Genomic DNA, 17547 nt, shown 5'->3' on the forward strand with positions numbered 1-17547 from the left:
GACCTCCATAATGTTAAAAATTAATGTGGGTCTAGTTTACTAGATTTTAATGTGAAAAACAAAAAACAGGTCTCATGTCATGTTATATTTTATGACATGAAACCTATGGGAGAGTCACTCTTTCTTTAAATGATGATTGAGTTCAGTTAACAAATGAATCATTGTATCTAACCGTTGTTCCATTCTATGAAGTAGGTAAATACTCATTGCAATTGGAAATCCCATATTGCTAATTAGAGCAATGAGTGGTTGTAGAATATCTGCTTCCATGAAATCACCTCCTCTTACTATTAAAAAGGAAAGTGTATAAAAAAATTACCCCCATAAGGAGGTAATAGTTTTAACGTTGTTGATCTAAACATTGTTGAATGGCTTTAGCAACACCACCATGTTTGTTATCATCTGTTTGATATTTAGCAGTTTGCATAGCTTCTTGATTAGCATTTCCCATTGCTACACTATATCCAGCAAGTTTTAACATAGAAACGTCATTTGAATTATCACCAATCGCAAAAACTTCATCCATTGAAATCCCTAGAGTGTCTGCGTAGTATTGAAGCGCAATTCCTTTTTGAGCATCTTTGTGAGTGACTTCAATATTTGTTTTAAATGATGAAGTAACGACTAGATTAGGAAGTTCTTGTTCGACATAAGATTTAATTTCTATTAATGAATCTTCAGCTTCGTAGTTAGAAGTTAGGACTTTATAAATTTTAATGGATGGGTCTTCTAAAACTTCCTCAACACTAGAAACATCGATGGCATAAAATAGTTTTTTTAATTTTTCAAGCTCAGCTTCAAATTCTTCAGGAGTAAGATCTGGATGATTTTCTTTAAAAGTAGCTACTTTTTTATCGAATTTCTCTTTAAAATGTAAAGAGAAGAATCCTTTAGAAGTCATCATATCCCAATTGTTATGATATTTTTCAATTTCTTGAACGAGAATACGTGTATCATCATGAGAAAGTGTGACTTCTTTTAGGATTGTACCATCTTCTTGATAAATAACGGCTCCATTTAATCCAATGACAGGGCATTGAAGATTGGCTGGTTCTAAGCAAAGAGAAGCTTGGTAAAAATCTCTTCCTGTACAAATGATAAATGGAATGTTTTTATCTTGTAAATAACGTACCATTTTAACATTATCGGGATGAATAGTAGAGTGATCTTGTAAAATTGTGCCATCCATATCACTGGCAAATAATCGAATCATAAGTTCTCCTTTTTTGCTTCTTGAATATGTTGTCGAAGTGATGATAGATGTTCTTGAATTCTCTTAATCCGTGGTTGACTCATATGTTTGAAATTTCGAATATCTTCCATAATGTCTTGAGAAATTTCTTTAACTTGAGGAATTACATAATATTGTAATTGTTTCACACCGTGCTGAATAACAGGTACTCCTGTACTAACAGTAGAAATTTCTTCAGATAAAGTTACGATATTGTCGTATAGTTGTTTACGATTTTTTTGACCATTTTGTTTTGTTGTTAGTAGAGCAATAGTTCCTCCAACAATACTTCCAAAAAGTAATCCCTTTACGAATTTTTTCATAAGTTTTTCTCCATTTTTAGAATTTTTGTTTATTATTTTACATGTTTAGCAATATTTTGGGCAATCGTTGCTAGTTCTTCGTGAGAATAGTCATGAGTTTCCCATTTTAATCCAAAACCTTCTTCGTGTTTATAACGAGGAATTAAATGGATATGAGAGTGGAATACACTTTGAAAAGCTACTTCACCATTATTGTTTAAAATATTTACTCCTTTTACTTCTGGGTTCATTGCTTTTAAAGCACGAGCAATTTTGGGGATTCTGCTAAATACAGCTGCAGCTAATTCTTCATCATATTCAAAAATATCTTTTACGTGTTTTTTAGGCACGACTAATGTGTGACCAGGTGTTACTTGCCCTAAGTCTAAAAAGGCAATGACTACCTCATCTTCATATACAATGTGTGCTGGAATTTCTTTAGAAATAATTTTATCAAAAATGCAATCTGACATCATAAAAACCTCCTTGATTGATATAGACAAATCGTACCACGTGTAGTAGTGGAATGCAATGAAATCGAGAAGTTTTTCTTCAAATGAAAGATTCTAGGAACTAAGCTAAATTTTTGATATAATAATGCTAAATTGTGTAGGATTGGAGAAAGTTATGACATTAAAAGTAGATAATATGACAGCTGGTTATACTCAAGTTCCTGTCATTAAAAATATTTCTTTTGAAGTAAAATCAGGGGAAATTTGTGGACTCATTGGATTAAATGGGGCTGGGAAAAGTACAACGATTAAATGTATTACAAATTTTATTCAACCATTTTCAGGAGAAATTTCGATTCAAGGACATACGGTAGCAGAAAGTGTTCGAGATTATCGTAAATTGATTGCAGTGATTCCAGAGACACCAGTGTTATATGAAGAATTAACGTTCAGAGAGCATATTGAATTAACAGCTCGTGCGTATCAACAAGATACACCAGAAACAATGCACCGCGCGATGGAATTAGTAGAGCAATTTCGTTTAACGAAACAATTAGATTGGTTTCCAGCTTATTTTTCTAAAGGAATGAAGCAAAAGGTACTCATTGTTTGTGCCTTAATGTTAGACGTTCCATTATATGTGGTAGATGAACCATTTTTAGGATTGGATCCATTAGGAATTCGCACATTATTAAAAGTTTTAAGAGAGAAAAAAGAATCTGGTGCGGCAATCTTAATGTCTACGCATGTGCTAGATACGGCAGAAAAATATTGTGATCGTTTCATTGTATTACATGATGGAATGGTTCAAGCACAAGGAGATTTAGAAACGCTTAAAGGCGAAGTTCGAATTGATGAAACTTCATTAGAAGACGTGTATTTTGCATTAACAACGAATACAGGTGATCATCATGAATAGTGAACAATTGTGGGGAAGTCGTTTTAAGACTTATCAGAAAAAAGTAATGAAATATGCCAAATATATGATGAACGATCATTTTATGATTGTTGTTTTCTTCTTGTTTGGCTTTCTATTATTTCAATATTCAACTTGGTTAAAAACGATTCGTATTTTAGAATGGCCTTTGATCTTATTTGTAAGTTTATTACTAGCTGTTTTTCCATTATTTGGTGAAATTGCAACTTATTTAGAAGAGGCTGATTTACACTTCTTAAGTGTGATTGGAGAAGACTTTGAGCCTTATTTTAAACGTACGATTCGATATAGTTGGATTTTTCCATTAGTGATGAATTTTATTGCAACGATTTTTGTATTGCCGATTTTTATGCAAGCATATGGAAACGGAATGATTCCATTTATTGCAATTTTTGTAACTCTATTATCCTTAAAAGGATTCCATTTTATGATTCAAAAATCAATTTTTGAAGGAAAATTACCGAAGCATTCATTTTATAAGGTAGCACTATATTGTGTGAACAGTATTTGCTTATTTGGAATTCTTTCTTTTATTCCTAAAGTGGTCTCTCTATCGATGACAGTAGTGTTGGCACTTCTTTCAATTGGGCTTTATCGTTTTGCAGCTGCTAAAATGGTGAACTTCAACTGGAATGAAATGATCCTAAAAGAGCAAGTACGTCAACAAAGAATTTTCAGAGTGATTGCATTATTTGTAGATGTGCCGTTTTTGAAGAAACATCAAGCGAAGAGAAACCAATCATTGGATATTTTCGTCAAACGTTTAACACCAAATCGTATTCACCCCTATCGTTATTTATTAGTTCGAACAGCGTTAAGAAGTTCCAACTATGTTTCAGTATTCCTTCAAATGATAGTTGTAACGGTGTTGTTATCATTTGCTAGTCCCATTTGGTATTGGATTCTAGCGATTCAATCGATTATGATGTTGGTGATTTGTTTCCAATTTACTTCTTTATACAAACATCCTAAAGCTCATTCGATTTATATTCATTCCTTATATGATCCAAAAGAGATGATGGATGATTTTATTGGAGTTGTTTTACAATTAGTCATTGGAGCAAGTATCATTATTAGCTTAGTAACAGCTTTAGTTTCGAGAAATGTTTTCGTATTAGCAGGACTTTTATGGTATCCCGTATTATCTGCTGGATTTTTATATGGTTATTTAAAACCACGTCTAAATCGTAAAAAGAAAAGAAGATAGATTTTAACCGTGAAGCTTGACGGAAACATTGGGACAGCATAAAATGAAAGATAACGAATAAACTCAAGAAATGGTCGGTAGGGATAGAAATATGGAACAAAATATGGATGCAGGATGGGAATTACATCCAATTGGGGGAGATACCGGACAAGCCTATATGGCAGTGAGAGCGCAGGAGAGAGTCTTTTTAAAAAGAAATTCTTCACCTTTTTTAGCTGCATTGTCGGGCGAGGGAATTGCCCCTAAACTAATGTGGACCAAAAGAGCTGGAAATGGAGATGTTTTAACAGCTCAAGAATGGTTAAATGGTCGATCCTTAACAACTGAAGAAATGAATTCGATGGAAGTGATTGATTTATTAAAAGAAATCCATCAGTCTCCTAATTTACTATTAATGCTTCAAAAAATTCAAGGCGAAGAATATACTGCTCAGCATTTCATTGAAGATTATTTAGTAAATTTACAGTCAGGTTTACAAAGTCATCGTTTCTTATCAGAAGTGTTAGATTATTTAAAAGAAACATTACCGCTTGTATTAGAAGCAGGGAAAACCGTTTGTCATGGTGATTTAGATCGTCGTAATTTTTTATTGGCAGATGATAAATTATATTTAATTGATTGGGAAATGGTTCGTTTAGCTGATCCTGTGTCAGATTTAACGATGATTTTAACTCAATACATTCCTGTTCATCAATGGGGTGAATGGTTAGATGCTTATGGGTTAAATTTATCAACGAATATTTACCAACGAATTGAATGGTATGCGTTGATGAATTGCTTAAACTTTATTAAGAAAAGTCATTTTGAAGGTCGCTATTATGAAATGAACGAAAAGATTTTAGTGGTAAAATCAATTTATAATCATCGTTTGATGAAAGAAGAGGAGTAAAAAGAATTGCGTTTAAGAAATAAACCATGGGCTAAAGATACATTATTAGCTCATCCAGAAATGGTGATTCAAAATCCAGAAGAATGGAAAGGACGTTGGAAAGAGCGTTTTGGAAATGATCATCCGATTCATATTGAAATTGGTTCTGGAAAAGGTCAATTTGTTAGTGAAATGGCTAAGAAAAATCCTGAGATTAATTATATTGGGATTGAAATTCAAACAAGTGTGATTGTTGTTGCATTAGAAAAAGCGTTAGCTGCTGAAGTTCCAAACTTACAATTATTACACATTGATGGTGGAACAGTGACAGATTATTTTGAAGATGGTGAAGTTGATCGAATTTACTTGAATTTTTCTGATCCATGGCCTAAGAAACGTCATGCTAAAAGACGTTTGACTCATGCTGATTTTCTAAAGGCATATGAACAAGTATTGCCTTTAGAAGGAGAAATTCATTTTAAAACAGATAATCGAGGATTATTTGAATATAGTTTAGCTTCATTTTCTCAATTTGGAATGATTTTAAAACAAGTTTGGTTAGATTTACACCAAGTAGAGTTTGAAGGCAATGTGATGACCGAATATGAAGAAAAATTTTCTGCTAAAGGACATCCAATTTATCGAGTAGAAGCAATTTTTCCAAAAGAACGTCATCCCTATGAAGTAAAGTAGAGGAGTGGTAACATGTCAAAAAACAAATCATCTTTTACAGCAGGATTTTTCCTTGCGACCGGAGCTTTTCTAGGAGCATGGCTTGTTTCAAAATTTTATGAAAAGAAATTAGTTAATGGGGATGTCATTGTAGGGAATGTTCGTCGATTATTTACTGTTGTAGGAACAATTGAAGGTTCATGGATTGAAATGGAACCCGTGTATATTGAACAAGAAGATTTTAGTGGTTATGTTTACTATGGTGGCATTACTCGTAAAGAACAAGAAGAATTGGTGCAATATGAATTTTATGCAGATGCCAAAACAGGTGCAGTTCTAGATTTATATAAAATAGCGTCAGCTTAAAGAAGTAGTATTCTTATACAAAGAGTGACGTTGAAAAGGAGCTCTGAAAGGACTGGGAACGGGACATTCGAGCTTTTTATTCTTATGGAGGCAAGAACAATGGAAAAGAAAACAGAAAGTTTAATTAAAACTTTAACAGAATTACAATCAACAAGTGGACATGAAAGAAATGTTCGAGAATTTATGAGAAAAGAATTGGAGCCATTAGTCGATCGTATTGAGCAAGATGGTTTAGGTGGCATTTTTGGGGTTCGTGAACATCAAGATTCAAATGCTCCTAAAATTATGATTGCTGCTCATATGGACGAAGTTGGATTTATGGTGACAAATATCACTTCAACAGGTTTATTAAAAGTAAGTCCATTAGGTGGTTGGAATCCATATGTTGTTTCTGCGCAACGTTTTACATTGCAAACTCGTAAAGGAGATTATCCTGTTATTTCAAGTTCAGTTCCTCCACATTTATTACGTGCAGCAGGTGGGCAACAAGCAACGGTTAAAGTAACAGATATTTTATTTGATGCTGGATTTACTTCAAAAGAAGAAGCTGAAGAATATGGAGTTCGACCTGGGGATACAATTGTTCCTTTAGTAGAAACAATTTGGACTGCGAATAAAAAACGAATGATTGCAAAATCATGGGATAATCGTTATGGTTGTACTGTTGTATTAGAAGCTTTACGCGAATTAAAAAATGAAGCTTTACCGAATACATTAATTGCTGGTGCTAATGTTCAAGAAGAAGTTGGATTACGTGGTACAGGACCAAGTGTTACAAAATTCAATCCAGACTTATTCTTTGCTGTAGACTGTTCTGCGGCAGATGATTTAACAGGTTCAAAAGATACATTTGGACATTTAGATCAAGGATTTTTATTAAGAATATTAGATCCAGGTTTAATTACGTTACCTCGTATGAAGGAATTTTTAGAAGATACTGCTTTAACTCATAATATTCCATTCCAATATTTTGTTTCTCAAGGTGGAACAGATGCAGGGAAAGCTCACTTAATGAATCAAGGTGTTCCAAGTACGGTGATTGGGGTATGTGCTCGTTATATTCATACACATCAAACAATGTTCTCGATTAAAGACTATGAAGCGGCTCGTGAAATGGTTATTCAAACGATTCGTGCATTAGATCGTAGTACAGTTGATACAATTTTAGATGGAAGAACAAATTAATTAAAAAAATAAATTTAAGGAGATTATTATGTGGTTAAGTTTTTATAATCAAGAAGGTATTTCAGACACATTATTATTAACATCAGGAGCGGCAAACCGTTATGATGTAGCGATTGAAACTAAAAATGGAGTAACACGTGTATTCGATGAAAAAACGAATACAGTGATTGGCTATAATATTGCAGGAATTTCAAACCATATTCGTTTTGAAAAAGCAGGGCAACAATTTTTATCAGATGAAGAACAAACAATTGTAAAAAAATTAATCCAAGAAGCTGGATTTGACGGAGAATCATTAGATTTATCCCCAAAAGATACTTTAGTAATTGGATATGTAGAAACTTGTGTTCCTCATGAAGATTCAGATCATTTACATGTTACACAAACACGTGTAAGCCAAGATACAGTATTACAAATTGTTTGTGGAGCTCCAAATGTAAAAGCTGGACAAAAAGTTGTAGTAGCAACTCCAGGTACTGTAATGCCAAATGGAAGTATTATTTGGTCAGGAGAATTACGTGGTGTAGAAAGTCATGGAATGTTATGTTCAGCTCGTGAATTAGGATTAGAAAATGCTCCAGCTAAAAAAGGAATTTTAGTATTAAACGATGATGCAGTAATCGGAGAGCCCTTTAAAGGTTAATCAATCGAAGAGGAGTGGTATTTTTGTCAAATAACCATCGTTCGATAAGGGAGATTAGTAACCAATATTTACCAAATAAGCAAAATTTCCAAACAAAATGGGTAGATTTTCCAAATCATTTGCACCCAAAAGAAGAAGTAATCTTTGATTATGAACCAGAAGAAGTTAAAGAAGAAGTGGTAGCGGAACGTTATTTACCATTTTCACATCAGACTCGGTCCGCTTTGGAAGAAAAAATGAATCCTGAAAAAAAAGAAGGAATTTTACAATCCTTTAAAGAAAGTAGTCAAAGAGGAAATAATCGAGAAAAGTGGCGAAGTTTTTTACAAGAAAAACCAACTCGAACACGTTTTACCCCTTCAACAGTTCCTTCTATTTTAAAAGGAATAACGCCTACTCCTCAAACAAAAAAGCAAATACCTTATGAAGTATTAGAAGAAAATTTGAGAGTAAATACTGAGGAATTATTAATTTTTTCAAGTGAAGAAACACCATTGGTTAATGTAGAAGAAGTGGAAGTATCTTATAAAGAAGAGGAGAAATCTTCTCAAAAATTATCAAAACTTCAATCAAATCTTTTTTCGACACAAATGGTACAAGAAACGTTATTAAATAGTTTACCTGATACACAATCTATGGAAGTGTTAGCTCCTGAATTGAAACCTTTACCAGGAAAGCAGCGTAGAGCTATGAATCGATCATTATCTTGGATAATGGAACAAGAACAAGGGAAAGATACATTACCTTATAGTAAAAAGTAAATATAGGAAGTGGAATTTATCATGGATAAAAGTAAAATTTATCATTTTACGGGTATAAAAGGCTCAGGAATGAGTGCATTAGCTTTAGTCTTACATGGAGAAGGATATTCTGTTCAAGGTTCAGACTTGGAGAATTATTTCTTTACTCAAAAAGGATTAGAGGATGCTGGCATTAAAATGTTTCCGTTTAGTGCAGAAAATATTCAAGAAGGACAAATTGTCATTGCTGGGAATGCATTTCCTGATAGTCATGAAGAATTAGTGGCTGCACGTGAAAAAGGAATTGAAGTGATTCGTTATCACAAATTCCTTGGAGAATTATTAAAAGGATATCAAAGTGTGGCAATTACAGGTTCGCATGGAAAAACAAGTACTACAGGATTATTGTCTCATGTGCTAAGTGCAATGGAACCAACTAGTTATTTAATTGGAGACGGTACAGGTCATGGTGTAGAAGGATCTGAATACTTTGTATTAGAAGCTTGCGAATATAAACGTCATTTTATGGCCTATAAACCAGATTACGCCATTATGACAAATATTGATTTTGATCATCCAGATTATTATACAGATATTGATGATGTACAAAGTGCGTTTGAATCATTTGGTCGTCAAGTGAAAAAAGGGATTATCGCTTGCGGGGATGATGCAAGATTACGAGAATTGGATGTGACTACACCAATTACTTATTATGGAATTGCTAAAGGGAATGATGTTGTAGCAGAAAACATAGAAAAAGATACAGAAGGTAGTCATTTTGATGTTTATATCCATGGAAAATTCTATGGTAAATTTGATATTCCAACATTTGGAACTCATAATATTTTAAATGCATTAGCGATTATTACATTCTATTACTTAAATAATTTTAACCCTGAAGAATTGGCAGTGAATTTAAAAACTTTTGGTGGAGTTAAACGTCGTTTTTCAGAGAAAAAAATTAAAGATATTACAGTCATTGATGATTATGCACATCACCCATCTGAAATTCGTGCAACATTAGATGCTGCAAGACAAAAATATCCAACGAAGAAAATTGTTGCAGTATTCCAACCACATACATTTACAAGAACGATTGCTTTGTTAGATGAATTCGCTAAAGCATTGTCATTAGCAGACGATGTATATTTATGTGATATTTTCGCCTCTGTGCGTGAAAAATCTGGAAATGTATCGATTGAAGATTTGGTAGCTTTAGTGGAAGGTGGAGCAACAGTCTTGAAACTTGAAAATGTTTCACCATTATTAGTTTATAAAGATGCTGTTATTATCTTTATGGGAGCAGGAGATGTACAAAAATTTGAATTTGCTTATGAACAATTATTAAGCAGTACTTCACCTACTCAAAATTAATGTTGAAAATTAATAATGAAAATTTAATGAAAATAGTTGACATCATATTTTCATTTTGTTACAATGACTTTACTAATTAAATATATGGTTATTGAACTTGAGGCGCGGATGACAAAAGTACGTGATTACGGAAAGGGGATTTCGCCGAAATGTAGCAAAGCTATGTTGGGGGCTGGTCATAATAGGTCAGTCACTGTCACACTTTCTGCCCAGAACAGTGTGAAGTGCAATCAATTGCCGGGCAAAAGCAGTTTATGCTAATTTTTTCTGTACACTTTTTAGGATAAGAGTCTATTCAGGGGAGATTGCGAACCTTTTGTTCGTAATCTCTCTTTTTTATTTGAGTCCAAAGTTTATAACCAAGAGGAGAGGATTTTTTATGAAAAAAAATTTATTAAAAGGATTATTAACGGTAGCAATCGGTTTAGGTTTAGCTGCATGTGGAAGTAAATCATCAAGCAGCCAATTAGTTGTTGGGATGGAAGCTGGATATCCACCATTTAACTGGACACAACAAACAGATGCTAATGGAGCTGTAAAAATCCAAGGTACAAATGATTATGCTGGCGGTTATGACGTTGAAATTGCTAAACGCGTCGCTAAAAAATTAAATAAAGAATTAGTTGTTGTAAAAACTGAGTGGGATGGCTTAACACCAGGCGTTGTTTCTGGTAAACTAGATGCAATCATAGCTGGTATGAGTCCAACTGCTGAAAGAAAAGAAGCAATTGATTTCTCAGATAACTATTACAAATCACAATTAGTAATGATTGTTAAAAAAGGTAGCAAATTTGAACAAGCTAAAACATTAGCTGACTTCTCAGGTGCTAAAGTAACTGGACAATTAAACACTTTCCACTATAGCGTGATTGATCAAATTCCAGGCGTTGCAAAACAACCTGCAATGGACAACTTCCCTGCAATGCGTGTAGCATTACAAGCTGGAACAATTGATGCTTATGTTTCTGAATTACCAGAAGGTGTTTCTGCTCAAGCTGCAAATTCAGATTTCGTAATGATTAAATTAACAGATGGTTTCCAAGCAAGTGATGAAGATACAGATACAGCTGTTGGTTTGAAAAAAAATAGCCCATTAAAAGATGCTATCAACAAAGCTTTATCAGAAATTTCTGATGCAGAACGTCAACAAATTATGGATGAAGCAATCAAAAATCAACCAGCTGCTAACTAATAAACATATTTTACTAAACTAGAAGGGGAAACCCTTCTAGATACATAACTAAAAAAAAGAAAGAGGGCAAAAGATGAATATTGAATGGATTATCAAAATTATACAAGATAATTGGCCAATGTTTCTAAATGGAGCTTGGGTAACCTTATATATTTCTATTATTGGGACAATTATTGGAACAGGAATCGGATTATTAATAGGATTAGTAAAAACTATCCCTATGCCAGAAAAAGGTTCGAAAAGAATTGCTTTAAAAATTGCTAATGCAATTTTAACAGCTTATACAGAGTTCTTTAGAGGAACACCAATGATTGTACAAGCAATGGTTATTTATTATGGATCAGCATTAGCGTTTGGAATTGATATGGATCGTACATTTGCTGCGATTTTCATTGTATCCATTAACACAGGTGCTTATATGTCTGAGATTGTTCGTGGAGGGATTATTTCTATCGACAAAGGACAATTTGAAGCAGCTCAAGCCATTGGGATGACACATACTCAAACAATGATGAATGTTGTATTCCCACAAGTTATTCGTAATATTCTACCTGCAACAGGAAATGAGTTTGTTATCAATATCAAAGATACTTCTGTATTGAACGTAATTTCTGTTTCAGAATTATATTTTGCAACAAAAACAGTTGCGGGAGCAAACTTCCGTTATTTTGAAACATTCTTTGTCACATTGATTTTATACTTTATTATGACAACTGTTTTAACACAAATTTTACGTTATATTGAACGTAAAATGGATGGCCCTGATAACTATGAAATCATTCATTCAGATCCATTAAATTCAAATTCAATGGCATCTGTATACGAAAAAACGAAAGGGAAAGGATAAGAATCATGAGTCAAGAAGTAGTAACGATTAAACATTTAAATAAAGTATTCGGGACTCATGAAGTCCTTAAAGACATTTCATTTTCAGTTGAATCTGGTGAAGTAGTAACGATTATTGGTTCTTCAGGTTCAGGTAAATCTACTCTATTACGTTGTGTAAACTTATTAGAAAAACCGACTTCTGGTGAAATTTTATATAATGGGAAAAATATTTTAGATGAGGATACAAATATTTATGAATATCGTACTCATTTAGGAATGGTTTTCCAACAATTTAATTTGTTTAATAACTTAAATGTATTAGAAAACTGTACAGTTGGACCTATTAAAGTGTTGAAAAAATCTAAAGAAGAAGCTGAGAAAATTGCGAAAGGTTTCTTAGAGAAAGTTGGAATGAGTGCCTATTTAAATGCTCGTCCTCGCCAATTGTCAGGTGGACAAAAGCAACGTGTAGCGATTGCTAGAGCATTATCAATGCAACCCGCTGTATTATTATTTGATGAACCAACTTCTGCACTAGACCCAGAAATGGTAAATGAAGTTTTAGAGACAATGAAGAGTTTAGCTCATACTGGGTTAACAATGATAATTGTAACTCATGAAATGGAATTTGCTAGAGATGTGAGTGACCGTGTTATCTTTATGGATAAAGGAGTTATTGCTGAAGAGGGAACTGCAGAGCAAATCTTTACAAATCCACAAAAAGAAAGAACAAAAGAATTCTTGATGCGTGTATTATCGTAATTTGACTTTTCTAATAGTAATAAAGGACGGCAGCAGATATTGAAATGTATCTGCTGCCGTAGTGTTTTTTTAAAATTAAAAAGGGGAATTTTTTCGTTTGATGGCTCCTGTTGGACAGTGAGTGTAGGCTTCTTTAAAAGCTTCAATTTCCTGTTCAGGAATTGGTAGGGTTCCGGTATTATCGTCATGTTTCATGAATGCTATTCCATCATTATCGTATTCAAAAAGATTACTTGCCTTTAGTTGGCAAATTCCACAGGCAATACAGCTTTCACAGTCAACTTTGCCATAAATTGATTGTATTTTTTTCGAATTCATATGATTCCCCCATTTATAAAAATGATATTAGATATAATAATATTCTCATATTTCAAAAAAATTTTCAAAAAAATTAAAATTTTTGAAAAAATCAATGACAATAACAAAAAATGTGCTAAAATGTTATCTATAGATAGAAAAGATTGCATATTATTGCGAAAATGTGCTATAGTTTTAAATGAATAAAGTCTAATGACGACAGTGGTTGAATTTAGGAGGATTTTTAATGACTGATAATTTAAATAATGAAAGAAGCCCAAAAGAAGAACAACCATGGGATCGCCAATTTGGTGAAGATACGCAAAAGGCACGTCAATATTCACGTAGTGCGCGTAATTCAAATGGTAAGGCAGGAGCACCATTATTAAGTGTGTTATTATTTGTATTTATCGTTGTCGTAGTATCGCCATTATTGTTTATGATGTGGTTCTATTGGTCAAGCTCTAAGGCTGAGGTAAAACCTCGTACAGCAGATGAAGTAATGTTAACAAAAGTAGTTGAAACAACAACTGTTGAAAAAACAACTGCTGAGGCTAAATCTACAGAAACGAAAGCTAATGAAACTAGTGTTACCTCAACAACAGCAACTTCAACAGATGCTGCTAGACAACAGCAAAGAGAACAGACAACTTCCGAAGCTCAAAATTCTCAAAATGGCGCTTATGGAACATATACTGTTCAAGCAGGCGAAACTTTGTATAGAATTGCTGTAAATCATGGGATGGATGTAGGAACGCTAAAATCTATTAACGGTTTAACTAGCAATAACATTTCACCAGGAATGCAATTAAAAGTATTACAACCAAGACAATAACAGCTAAAGGCTGGGCAGCAAGTCCAGCCTTTTAGGTTGTTATAGGGAAAATTTAAAAATCTAAAGGAGATATAATTTATGCAAGTTGCAATTGATGGACCTGCTTCATCTGGAAAAAGTACTATTTCAAAATTAATTGCGAAAGAAAATCACTTATTATACCTAGATACAGGTGCGATGTATCGTGTGGTGACTTTAGCGGTTTTACGTAATCACATTTCATTGGAAGACCATGATGCTATTTATGAGTTAGTTCAAAATATTGAAATTCGTTTTTCAATGAAAGACGGAAAACAAAGTGTATTTATGAACGGCGAAGATGTAACTGATGAAATTAGAAGCTTAGAAGTGACTAAAAATGTTTCAGCAGTTTCTGCATTAAAAGAAGTACGTACTAGATTAGTTCATTTACAACGAGAAATTGCGGAAAATCATTCGATTATTATGGATGGAAGAGATATTGGTACAGTTGTACTTCCACAAGCTGAGATTAAAATTTTCCTTGTGGCGAGTGTAGAAGAAAGAGCAAAACGTCGTTTTATTGAAAATCAAGAAAAAGGCATTGAGATGTCTTATGAAGAATTAGTAGAAGATATCCGTCGTCGTGATTATATTGATTCAACTCGTAAAGAATCTCCACTAAAAAAAGCAGAAGATGCTATAGAAATTGATACAACAACAATGACAATTGAAGATGTTGTAAAAACTGTAACAGCATTAATTCAAAAGAACCAGTAAGACAGCCTTTTTAAAAGGAAATTACTAGAATTGTGAAAGAAATAGTGATATGATGTAAAAAGGAGAGAAAATAATTTTTTTGAATTATTTTTTCATTCGAATGAATGGTTGCGTAATAGGAGGAAGTCAAATGTCAGAATTACAAACAATGCAAGATGCGCTTGATATTGTAAAAGATATCCAAGTTGGAGACTTAGTTCAAGGAGAAGTGCTAGTTTTACAAGATAAACAAGCTATTGTTGGTATTATTGGTGGAGGTGTTGAAGGTGTTATTCCTTTTAATGAATTATCAGCAACTCCATTTGAAAAAGTTGAAGATGTTGTAAAAGTGGGAGATGTATTAGACTTAGTAGTCATTAAACCGATTAAAGATAAAGAAAACGGTAGTTTCTTACTTTCAAAACGTCGTGTAGATGCTCGTAAAGTTTGGGAAGAACTTCAAGCTAAAGCAGATAATCATGAACAAGTTGAAGGAACTGTAAAAGACGTAGTTAAAGGTGGATTAGTTGTAGATGCAGGTGTGCGTGCATTTGTACCAGCTTCAATGATTTCTGACCACTTTGTTTCAGATTTAAAACAATTTAAAGGACAAACATTAGTATTTGATATCGTTGAAATTTTACCAGCAGATAATCGTTTAATTTTATCTCGTAAAGAAATCGTAGCAAATGAAAAAGCTGCTAAACGTGCTTCTGCGTTAGAAGCTGTTTATGAAGGTGCAATTGTTACAGGTAAAGTTGCTCGTTTAACAGATTTTGGTGCTTTCATTGATTTAGGTGGAATTGATGGTTTAGTTCATGTTTCTGAAATTTCTCATCAACATGTTTCAAAACCAAGTGATTTCTTAGCAGTAGGACAAACTGTAGAAGCAAAAGTTATTGCAGTAGATGCTGAAAAAGGCCGTGTTTCTCTATCAATTAAAGAAACAGTTGCTGGACCTTGGGATAATATTACTGAACGTGCAGCAGTTGATTCTACATTAGTAGGAACTGTTAAACGTTTTGCAGCATTTGGAGCATTTGTTGAATTATTCCCTGGAGTAGAAGGATTAGTTCACATTTCTCAAATTGCTCATAAACATATTGCAACTCCTCAAGAAGTTCTTCAAGTAGGACAAGAAGTAACTGTTAAAGTTTTAGACGTAAACGAAGCTGAAAAACGCATTTCATTAAGTATTAAAGCTTTAGAAGAAGCTCCAGTTGTTGAAAAACCTGAAGTTGAAGAAGTTGTGGAAGAAGAATACGTGTTACCTGAAGAAGATGTAACATTTTCATTAGCAGATCGTTTAGGTGAACAATTATCTGAATTAGTTGTTGAAGACTAATAGTAAATATTAAATTTGGGTGAGGTTGGGAAAAACTCCCAGCCTCATTTTTTGAGAAAGGAGGAATTTTGATGTCAACACCAGTTATTGCGATTGTAGGCCGTCCAAATGTTGGGAAGTCTACCATTTTCAACCGAGTTGTTGGTGAAAGAATTTCTATTGTAGAAGATATTGCTGGAGTAACGAGAGATAGAATTTATTCTGAAGGTGAATGGTTAGGACATCAATTTCATATTATTGATACAGGTGGTATTGATATTACTGATGAACCATTTATGTCAAATATTCGTATGCAAGCTGAAATTGCAATGGAAGAAGCAGATGTCATTATTTTCTTAACAAGTGTAAAAGAAGGTGTAACATCAACGGATGAGCATATTGCTAAAATGCTTTACCGTACAAATAAACCTGTATTATTAGCCGTAAATAAGGTCGATAATCCAGAGTTACGATCCGATATTTTTGATTTTTATGCATTAGGTTTTGGAGAACCATTCCCAATTTCTGGAAGTCATGGATTAGGACTTGGAGATTTATTAGATGCTGCTGTAAAAGCATTTCCTGAACATGATGATCGAGAAGATGATACAGATGTGATTCGTTTTAGTTTTATTGGTCGTCCAAATGTAGGAAAATCAAGTTTAGTAAATGCAATGCTTGGAGAAGAACGTGTGATTGTATCAAATGTTGCAGGAACAACTCGTGATGCAATTGATACAAGTTTTACGGATGAAGAAGGTACGATTTTTAAAATGATTGATACAGCTGGTATTCGTAAAAAAGGACGTGTTTTCGAATCTACCGAGAAATATAGTGTTTTACGTGCATTAAGAGCGATTGAACGAAGCGACATTGTTTGTGTTGTCTTGAATGCAGAAGAAGGCATTCAAGAACAAGATAAGAAGATTGCAGGTTATGCTCATGAGGCTGGTAAAGGTGTAATCATTTTAGTCAACAAATGGGATACTTTAGAAAAGGATAATTCTACATTTAAAGAATTCGAACAAAATATTCGTAAAGAGTTCTTATATTTATCTTATGCACCGATTTTATTCGTTTCAGCTAAAACAAAACAAAGATTGGTGAAAATTGCCCCATTATTAAAAGAAATTCATGAAGTTCGTTCTAAACGTATTTCTTCATCGATTTTAAATGATGTATTAATGGATGCTATCGCAATGAATCCAACTCCTACGGATAAAGGAAATCGATTGAAGATTTACTACATGACACAAGTGGCGATTCAACCACCAACATTTGTTGTTTTTGTTAATGATGTGGAATTAATGCACTTCTCATATGAACGTTTCTTAGAAAATCGAATTCGTTCTGCCTTTGGTTTTGAAGGAACACCAATTCATATGATTGTTCGACAAAGAAAATGATAAAATCGTGTATAATTCGTTGAAAGTCCGCTAATCAAATGGTATACTTGTTTAGAAATCAACAGTAAGGTTTCCAGTATTATTGGACCACTCAATAAGTACTGAATTATTTCTTATGTGATGGAGGTGAATCTAACATGGCAAATAAAGCAGAATTAGTAGATCGCGTAGCTAAAAAAACGCAATTAACAAAGAAAGATGTTTCAGCA

Annotated in this window: 19 protein-coding genes, 1 pseudogene and 1 riboswitch; of the genes and pseudogenes, 15 read left to right on the plus strand and 5 right to left on the minus strand. The window is 33.4% G+C overall.

Annotation, left to right across the window (positions count from 1 at the left end; genetic code table 11):
* Nucleotides 1–114: 114 nt before the first annotated feature.
* From RWZ86_RS03335 to RWZ86_RS03350, 4 genes are all read right to left on the minus strand, one after another.
* Complete coding sequence (locus RWZ86_RS03335) at nucleotides 115–270, minus strand: YvrJ family protein (protein WP_314679981.1); 156 nt, start codon at nucleotides 268–270, stop codon at nucleotides 115–117.
* A 70-nt stretch (nucleotides 271–340) separates the two neighbouring features.
* Complete coding sequence (locus RWZ86_RS03340; protein ID WP_314679982.1) at nucleotides 341–1213, minus strand: Cof-type HAD-IIB family hydrolase; 873 nt, start codon at nucleotides 1211–1213, stop codon at nucleotides 341–343.
* Nucleotides 1210–1554 (minus strand): hypothetical protein, encoded by a 345-nt coding sequence (locus RWZ86_RS03345; RefSeq protein ID WP_314679984.1) that lies wholly within the window; start codon nucleotides 1552–1554, stop codon nucleotides 1210–1212. The genes RWZ86_RS03340 and RWZ86_RS03345 overlap by 4 nt, the downstream gene beginning before the upstream one ends.
* A gap of 32 nt (nucleotides 1555–1586) precedes the next feature.
* Nucleotides 1587–2006: an HIT family protein gene (locus RWZ86_RS03350; protein WP_314679986.1), complete on the minus strand. Its 420-nt coding sequence runs from the start codon at nucleotides 2004–2006 to the stop codon at nucleotides 1587–1589.
* A 154-nt stretch (nucleotides 2007–2160) separates the two neighbouring features.
* On the opposite strand from RWZ86_RS03350, the gene RWZ86_RS03355 reads away from it, so the two are divergent.
* The 11 genes and pseudogenes from RWZ86_RS03355 (at nucleotide 2161) to RWZ86_RS03405 (ending at nucleotide 12759) form a co-directional block, all read left to right on the plus strand.
* Nucleotides 2161–2904 (plus strand): ABC transporter ATP-binding protein, encoded by a 744-nt coding sequence (locus tag RWZ86_RS03355; protein WP_314679988.1) that lies wholly within the window; start codon nucleotides 2161–2163, stop codon nucleotides 2902–2904.
* Entirely contained in the window at nucleotides 2897–4129 is a 1233-nt protein-coding gene (locus RWZ86_RS03360; protein ID WP_314679989.1) for an ABC transporter permease, read from the plus strand. The genes RWZ86_RS03355 and RWZ86_RS03360 overlap by 8 nt, the downstream gene beginning before the upstream one ends.
* A gap of 91 nt (nucleotides 4130–4220) precedes the next feature.
* A complete protein-coding gene (locus RWZ86_RS03365) occupies nucleotides 4221–5018 on the plus strand; it encodes a phosphotransferase family protein (RefSeq protein WP_314679992.1) in 798 nt (265 codons plus the stop codon).
* Nucleotides 5019–5024: 6 nt separating this feature from the next.
* Complete coding sequence (gene trmB / locus RWZ86_RS03370) at nucleotides 5025–5690, plus strand: tRNA (guanosine(46)-N7)-methyltransferase TrmB (protein WP_314679994.1); 666 nt, start codon at nucleotides 5025–5027, stop codon at nucleotides 5688–5690.
* Nucleotides 5691–5702: 12 nt separating this feature from the next.
* Nucleotides 5703–6035, plus strand: a complete 333-nt coding sequence (locus RWZ86_RS03375; protein ID WP_314679996.1) for a hypothetical protein — start codon at nucleotides 5703–5705, stop codon at nucleotides 6033–6035.
* 99 nt (nucleotides 6036–6134) lie between these two features.
* Nucleotides 6135–7220, plus strand: coding sequence for a glutamyl aminopeptidase (gene pepA / locus RWZ86_RS03380; RefSeq protein ID WP_314679998.1), 1086 nt, complete (start codon nucleotides 6135–6137; stop codon nucleotides 7218–7220).
* A gap of 28 nt (nucleotides 7221–7248) precedes the next feature.
* A complete protein-coding gene (gene ytpR, locus RWZ86_RS03385; protein WP_314680000.1) occupies nucleotides 7249–7863 on the plus strand; it encodes a YtpR family tRNA-binding protein in 615 nt (204 codons plus the stop codon).
* Between the two features lie 23 nt (nucleotides 7864–7886).
* Complete coding sequence (locus RWZ86_RS03390; RefSeq protein ID WP_314680002.1) at nucleotides 7887–8624, plus strand: hypothetical protein; 738 nt, start codon at nucleotides 7887–7889, stop codon at nucleotides 8622–8624.
* Nucleotides 8625–8645: 21 nt separating this feature from the next.
* Nucleotides 8646–9977 carry a UDP-N-acetylmuramate--L-alanine ligase gene (gene murC, locus RWZ86_RS03395; protein WP_314680004.1) on the plus strand — a complete coding sequence of 444 codons (1332 nt, stop codon included), beginning with the start codon at nucleotides 8646–8648 and terminating at the stop codon, nucleotides 9975–9977.
* An 89-nt stretch (nucleotides 9978–10066) separates the two neighbouring features.
* A riboswitch (Lysine riboswitch) is annotated at nucleotides 10067–10215 on the plus strand.
* Between the two features lie 141 nt (nucleotides 10216–10356).
* Nucleotides 10357–12016, plus strand: a pseudogene (locus tag RWZ86_RS03400) (ABC transporter permease subunit).
* Between the two features lie 5 nt (nucleotides 12017–12021).
* Entirely contained in the window at nucleotides 12022–12759 is a 738-nt protein-coding gene (locus tag RWZ86_RS03405) for an amino acid ABC transporter ATP-binding protein (protein WP_314680006.1), read from the plus strand.
* 75 nt (nucleotides 12760–12834) lie between these two features.
* Here RWZ86_RS03405 and RWZ86_RS03410 read toward each other — a convergent pair whose 3' ends face one another.
* Nucleotides 12835–13077 carry a ferredoxin gene (locus tag RWZ86_RS03410; RefSeq protein WP_314680008.1) on the minus strand — a complete coding sequence of 81 codons (243 nt, stop codon included), beginning with the start codon at nucleotides 13075–13077 and terminating at the stop codon, nucleotides 12835–12837.
* A 226-nt stretch (nucleotides 13078–13303) separates the two neighbouring features.
* Here RWZ86_RS03410 and RWZ86_RS03415 point away from each other — a divergent pair, with 226 nt between their 5' ends.
* The 4 genes from RWZ86_RS03415 to der all read left to right on the plus strand — a co-directional run bounded on the left by RWZ86_RS03415 (nucleotide 13304) and on the right by der (nucleotide 17338).
* Nucleotides 13304–13891 (plus strand): SAG1386/EF1546 family surface-associated protein, encoded by a 588-nt coding sequence (locus RWZ86_RS03415; protein WP_314680010.1) that lies wholly within the window; start codon nucleotides 13304–13306, stop codon nucleotides 13889–13891.
* Between the two features lie 78 nt (nucleotides 13892–13969).
* On the plus strand, nucleotides 13970–14629 hold the full coding sequence (gene cmk, locus RWZ86_RS03420; protein ID WP_314680012.1) for a (d)CMP kinase: 660 nt from the start codon (nucleotides 13970–13972) through the stop codon (nucleotides 14627–14629).
* Nucleotides 14630–14759: 130 nt separating this feature from the next.
* Complete coding sequence (rpsA, locus tag RWZ86_RS03425; RefSeq protein ID WP_314680014.1) at nucleotides 14760–15953, plus strand: 30S ribosomal protein S1; 1194 nt, start codon at nucleotides 14760–14762, stop codon at nucleotides 15951–15953.
* Nucleotides 15954–16024: 71 nt separating this feature from the next.
* Nucleotides 16025–17338: a ribosome biogenesis GTPase Der gene (gene der / locus RWZ86_RS03430; protein WP_314680016.1), complete on the plus strand. Its 1314-nt coding sequence runs from the start codon at nucleotides 16025–16027 to the stop codon at nucleotides 17336–17338.
* Nucleotides 17339–17547 lie beyond the last annotated feature (209 nt).

Source organism: uncultured Granulicatella sp. (assembly GCF_963545075.1).
Lineage (GTDB): Bacteria > Bacillota > Bacilli > Lactobacillales > Aerococcaceae > Granulicatella.

What these genes read in the sequence shown, in the direction of transcription:
- RWZ86_RS03335 (WP_314679981.1), bottom strand. Translation starts at nt 270, where the DNA reads ATGGAAGCAGATATTCTACAACCACTCATTGCTCTAATTAGCAATATG.
- RWZ86_RS03340 (WP_314679982.1), bottom strand. Translation starts at nt 1,213, where the DNA reads ATGATTCGATTATTTGCCAGTGATATGGATGGCACAATTTTACAAGAT.
- RWZ86_RS03345 (WP_314679984.1), bottom strand. Translation starts at nt 1,554, where the DNA reads ATGAAAAAATTCGTAAAGGGATTACTTTTTGGAAGTATTGTTGGAGGA.
- RWZ86_RS03350 (WP_314679986.1), bottom strand. Translation starts at nt 2,006, where the DNA reads ATGTCAGATTGCATTTTTGATAAAATTATTTCTAAAGAAATTCCAGCA.
- RWZ86_RS03355 (WP_314679988.1), top strand. Translation starts at nt 2,161, where the DNA reads ATGACATTAAAAGTAGATAATATGACAGCTGGTTATACTCAAGTTCCT.
- RWZ86_RS03360 (WP_314679989.1), top strand. Translation starts at nt 2,897, where the DNA reads ATGAATAGTGAACAATTGTGGGGAAGTCGTTTTAAGACTTATCAGAAA.
- RWZ86_RS03365 (WP_314679992.1), top strand. Translation starts at nt 4,221, where the DNA reads ATGGAACAAAATATGGATGCAGGATGGGAATTACATCCAATTGGGGGA.
- RWZ86_RS03375 (WP_314679996.1), top strand. Translation starts at nt 5,703, where the DNA reads ATGTCAAAAAACAAATCATCTTTTACAGCAGGATTTTTCCTTGCGACC.
- pepA (WP_314679998.1), top strand. Translation starts at nt 6,135, where the DNA reads ATGGAAAAGAAAACAGAAAGTTTAATTAAAACTTTAACAGAATTACAA.
- ytpR (WP_314680000.1), top strand. Translation starts at nt 7,249, where the DNA reads ATGTGGTTAAGTTTTTATAATCAAGAAGGTATTTCAGACACATTATTA.
- murC (WP_314680004.1), top strand. Translation starts at nt 8,646, where the DNA reads ATGGATAAAAGTAAAATTTATCATTTTACGGGTATAAAAGGCTCAGGA.
- RWZ86_RS03405 (WP_314680006.1), top strand. Translation starts at nt 12,022, where the DNA reads ATGAGTCAAGAAGTAGTAACGATTAAACATTTAAATAAAGTATTCGGG.
- RWZ86_RS03410 (WP_314680008.1), bottom strand. Translation starts at nt 13,077, where the DNA reads ATGAATTCGAAAAAAATACAATCAATTTATGGCAAAGTTGACTGTGAA.
- RWZ86_RS03415 (WP_314680010.1), top strand. Translation starts at nt 13,304, where the DNA reads ATGACTGATAATTTAAATAATGAAAGAAGCCCAAAAGAAGAACAACCA.
- cmk (WP_314680012.1), top strand. Translation starts at nt 13,970, where the DNA reads ATGCAAGTTGCAATTGATGGACCTGCTTCATCTGGAAAAAGTACTATT.
- rpsA (WP_314680014.1), top strand. Translation starts at nt 14,760, where the DNA reads ATGTCAGAATTACAAACAATGCAAGATGCGCTTGATATTGTAAAAGAT.
- der (WP_314680016.1), top strand. Translation starts at nt 16,025, where the DNA reads ATGTCAACACCAGTTATTGCGATTGTAGGCCGTCCAAATGTTGGGAAG.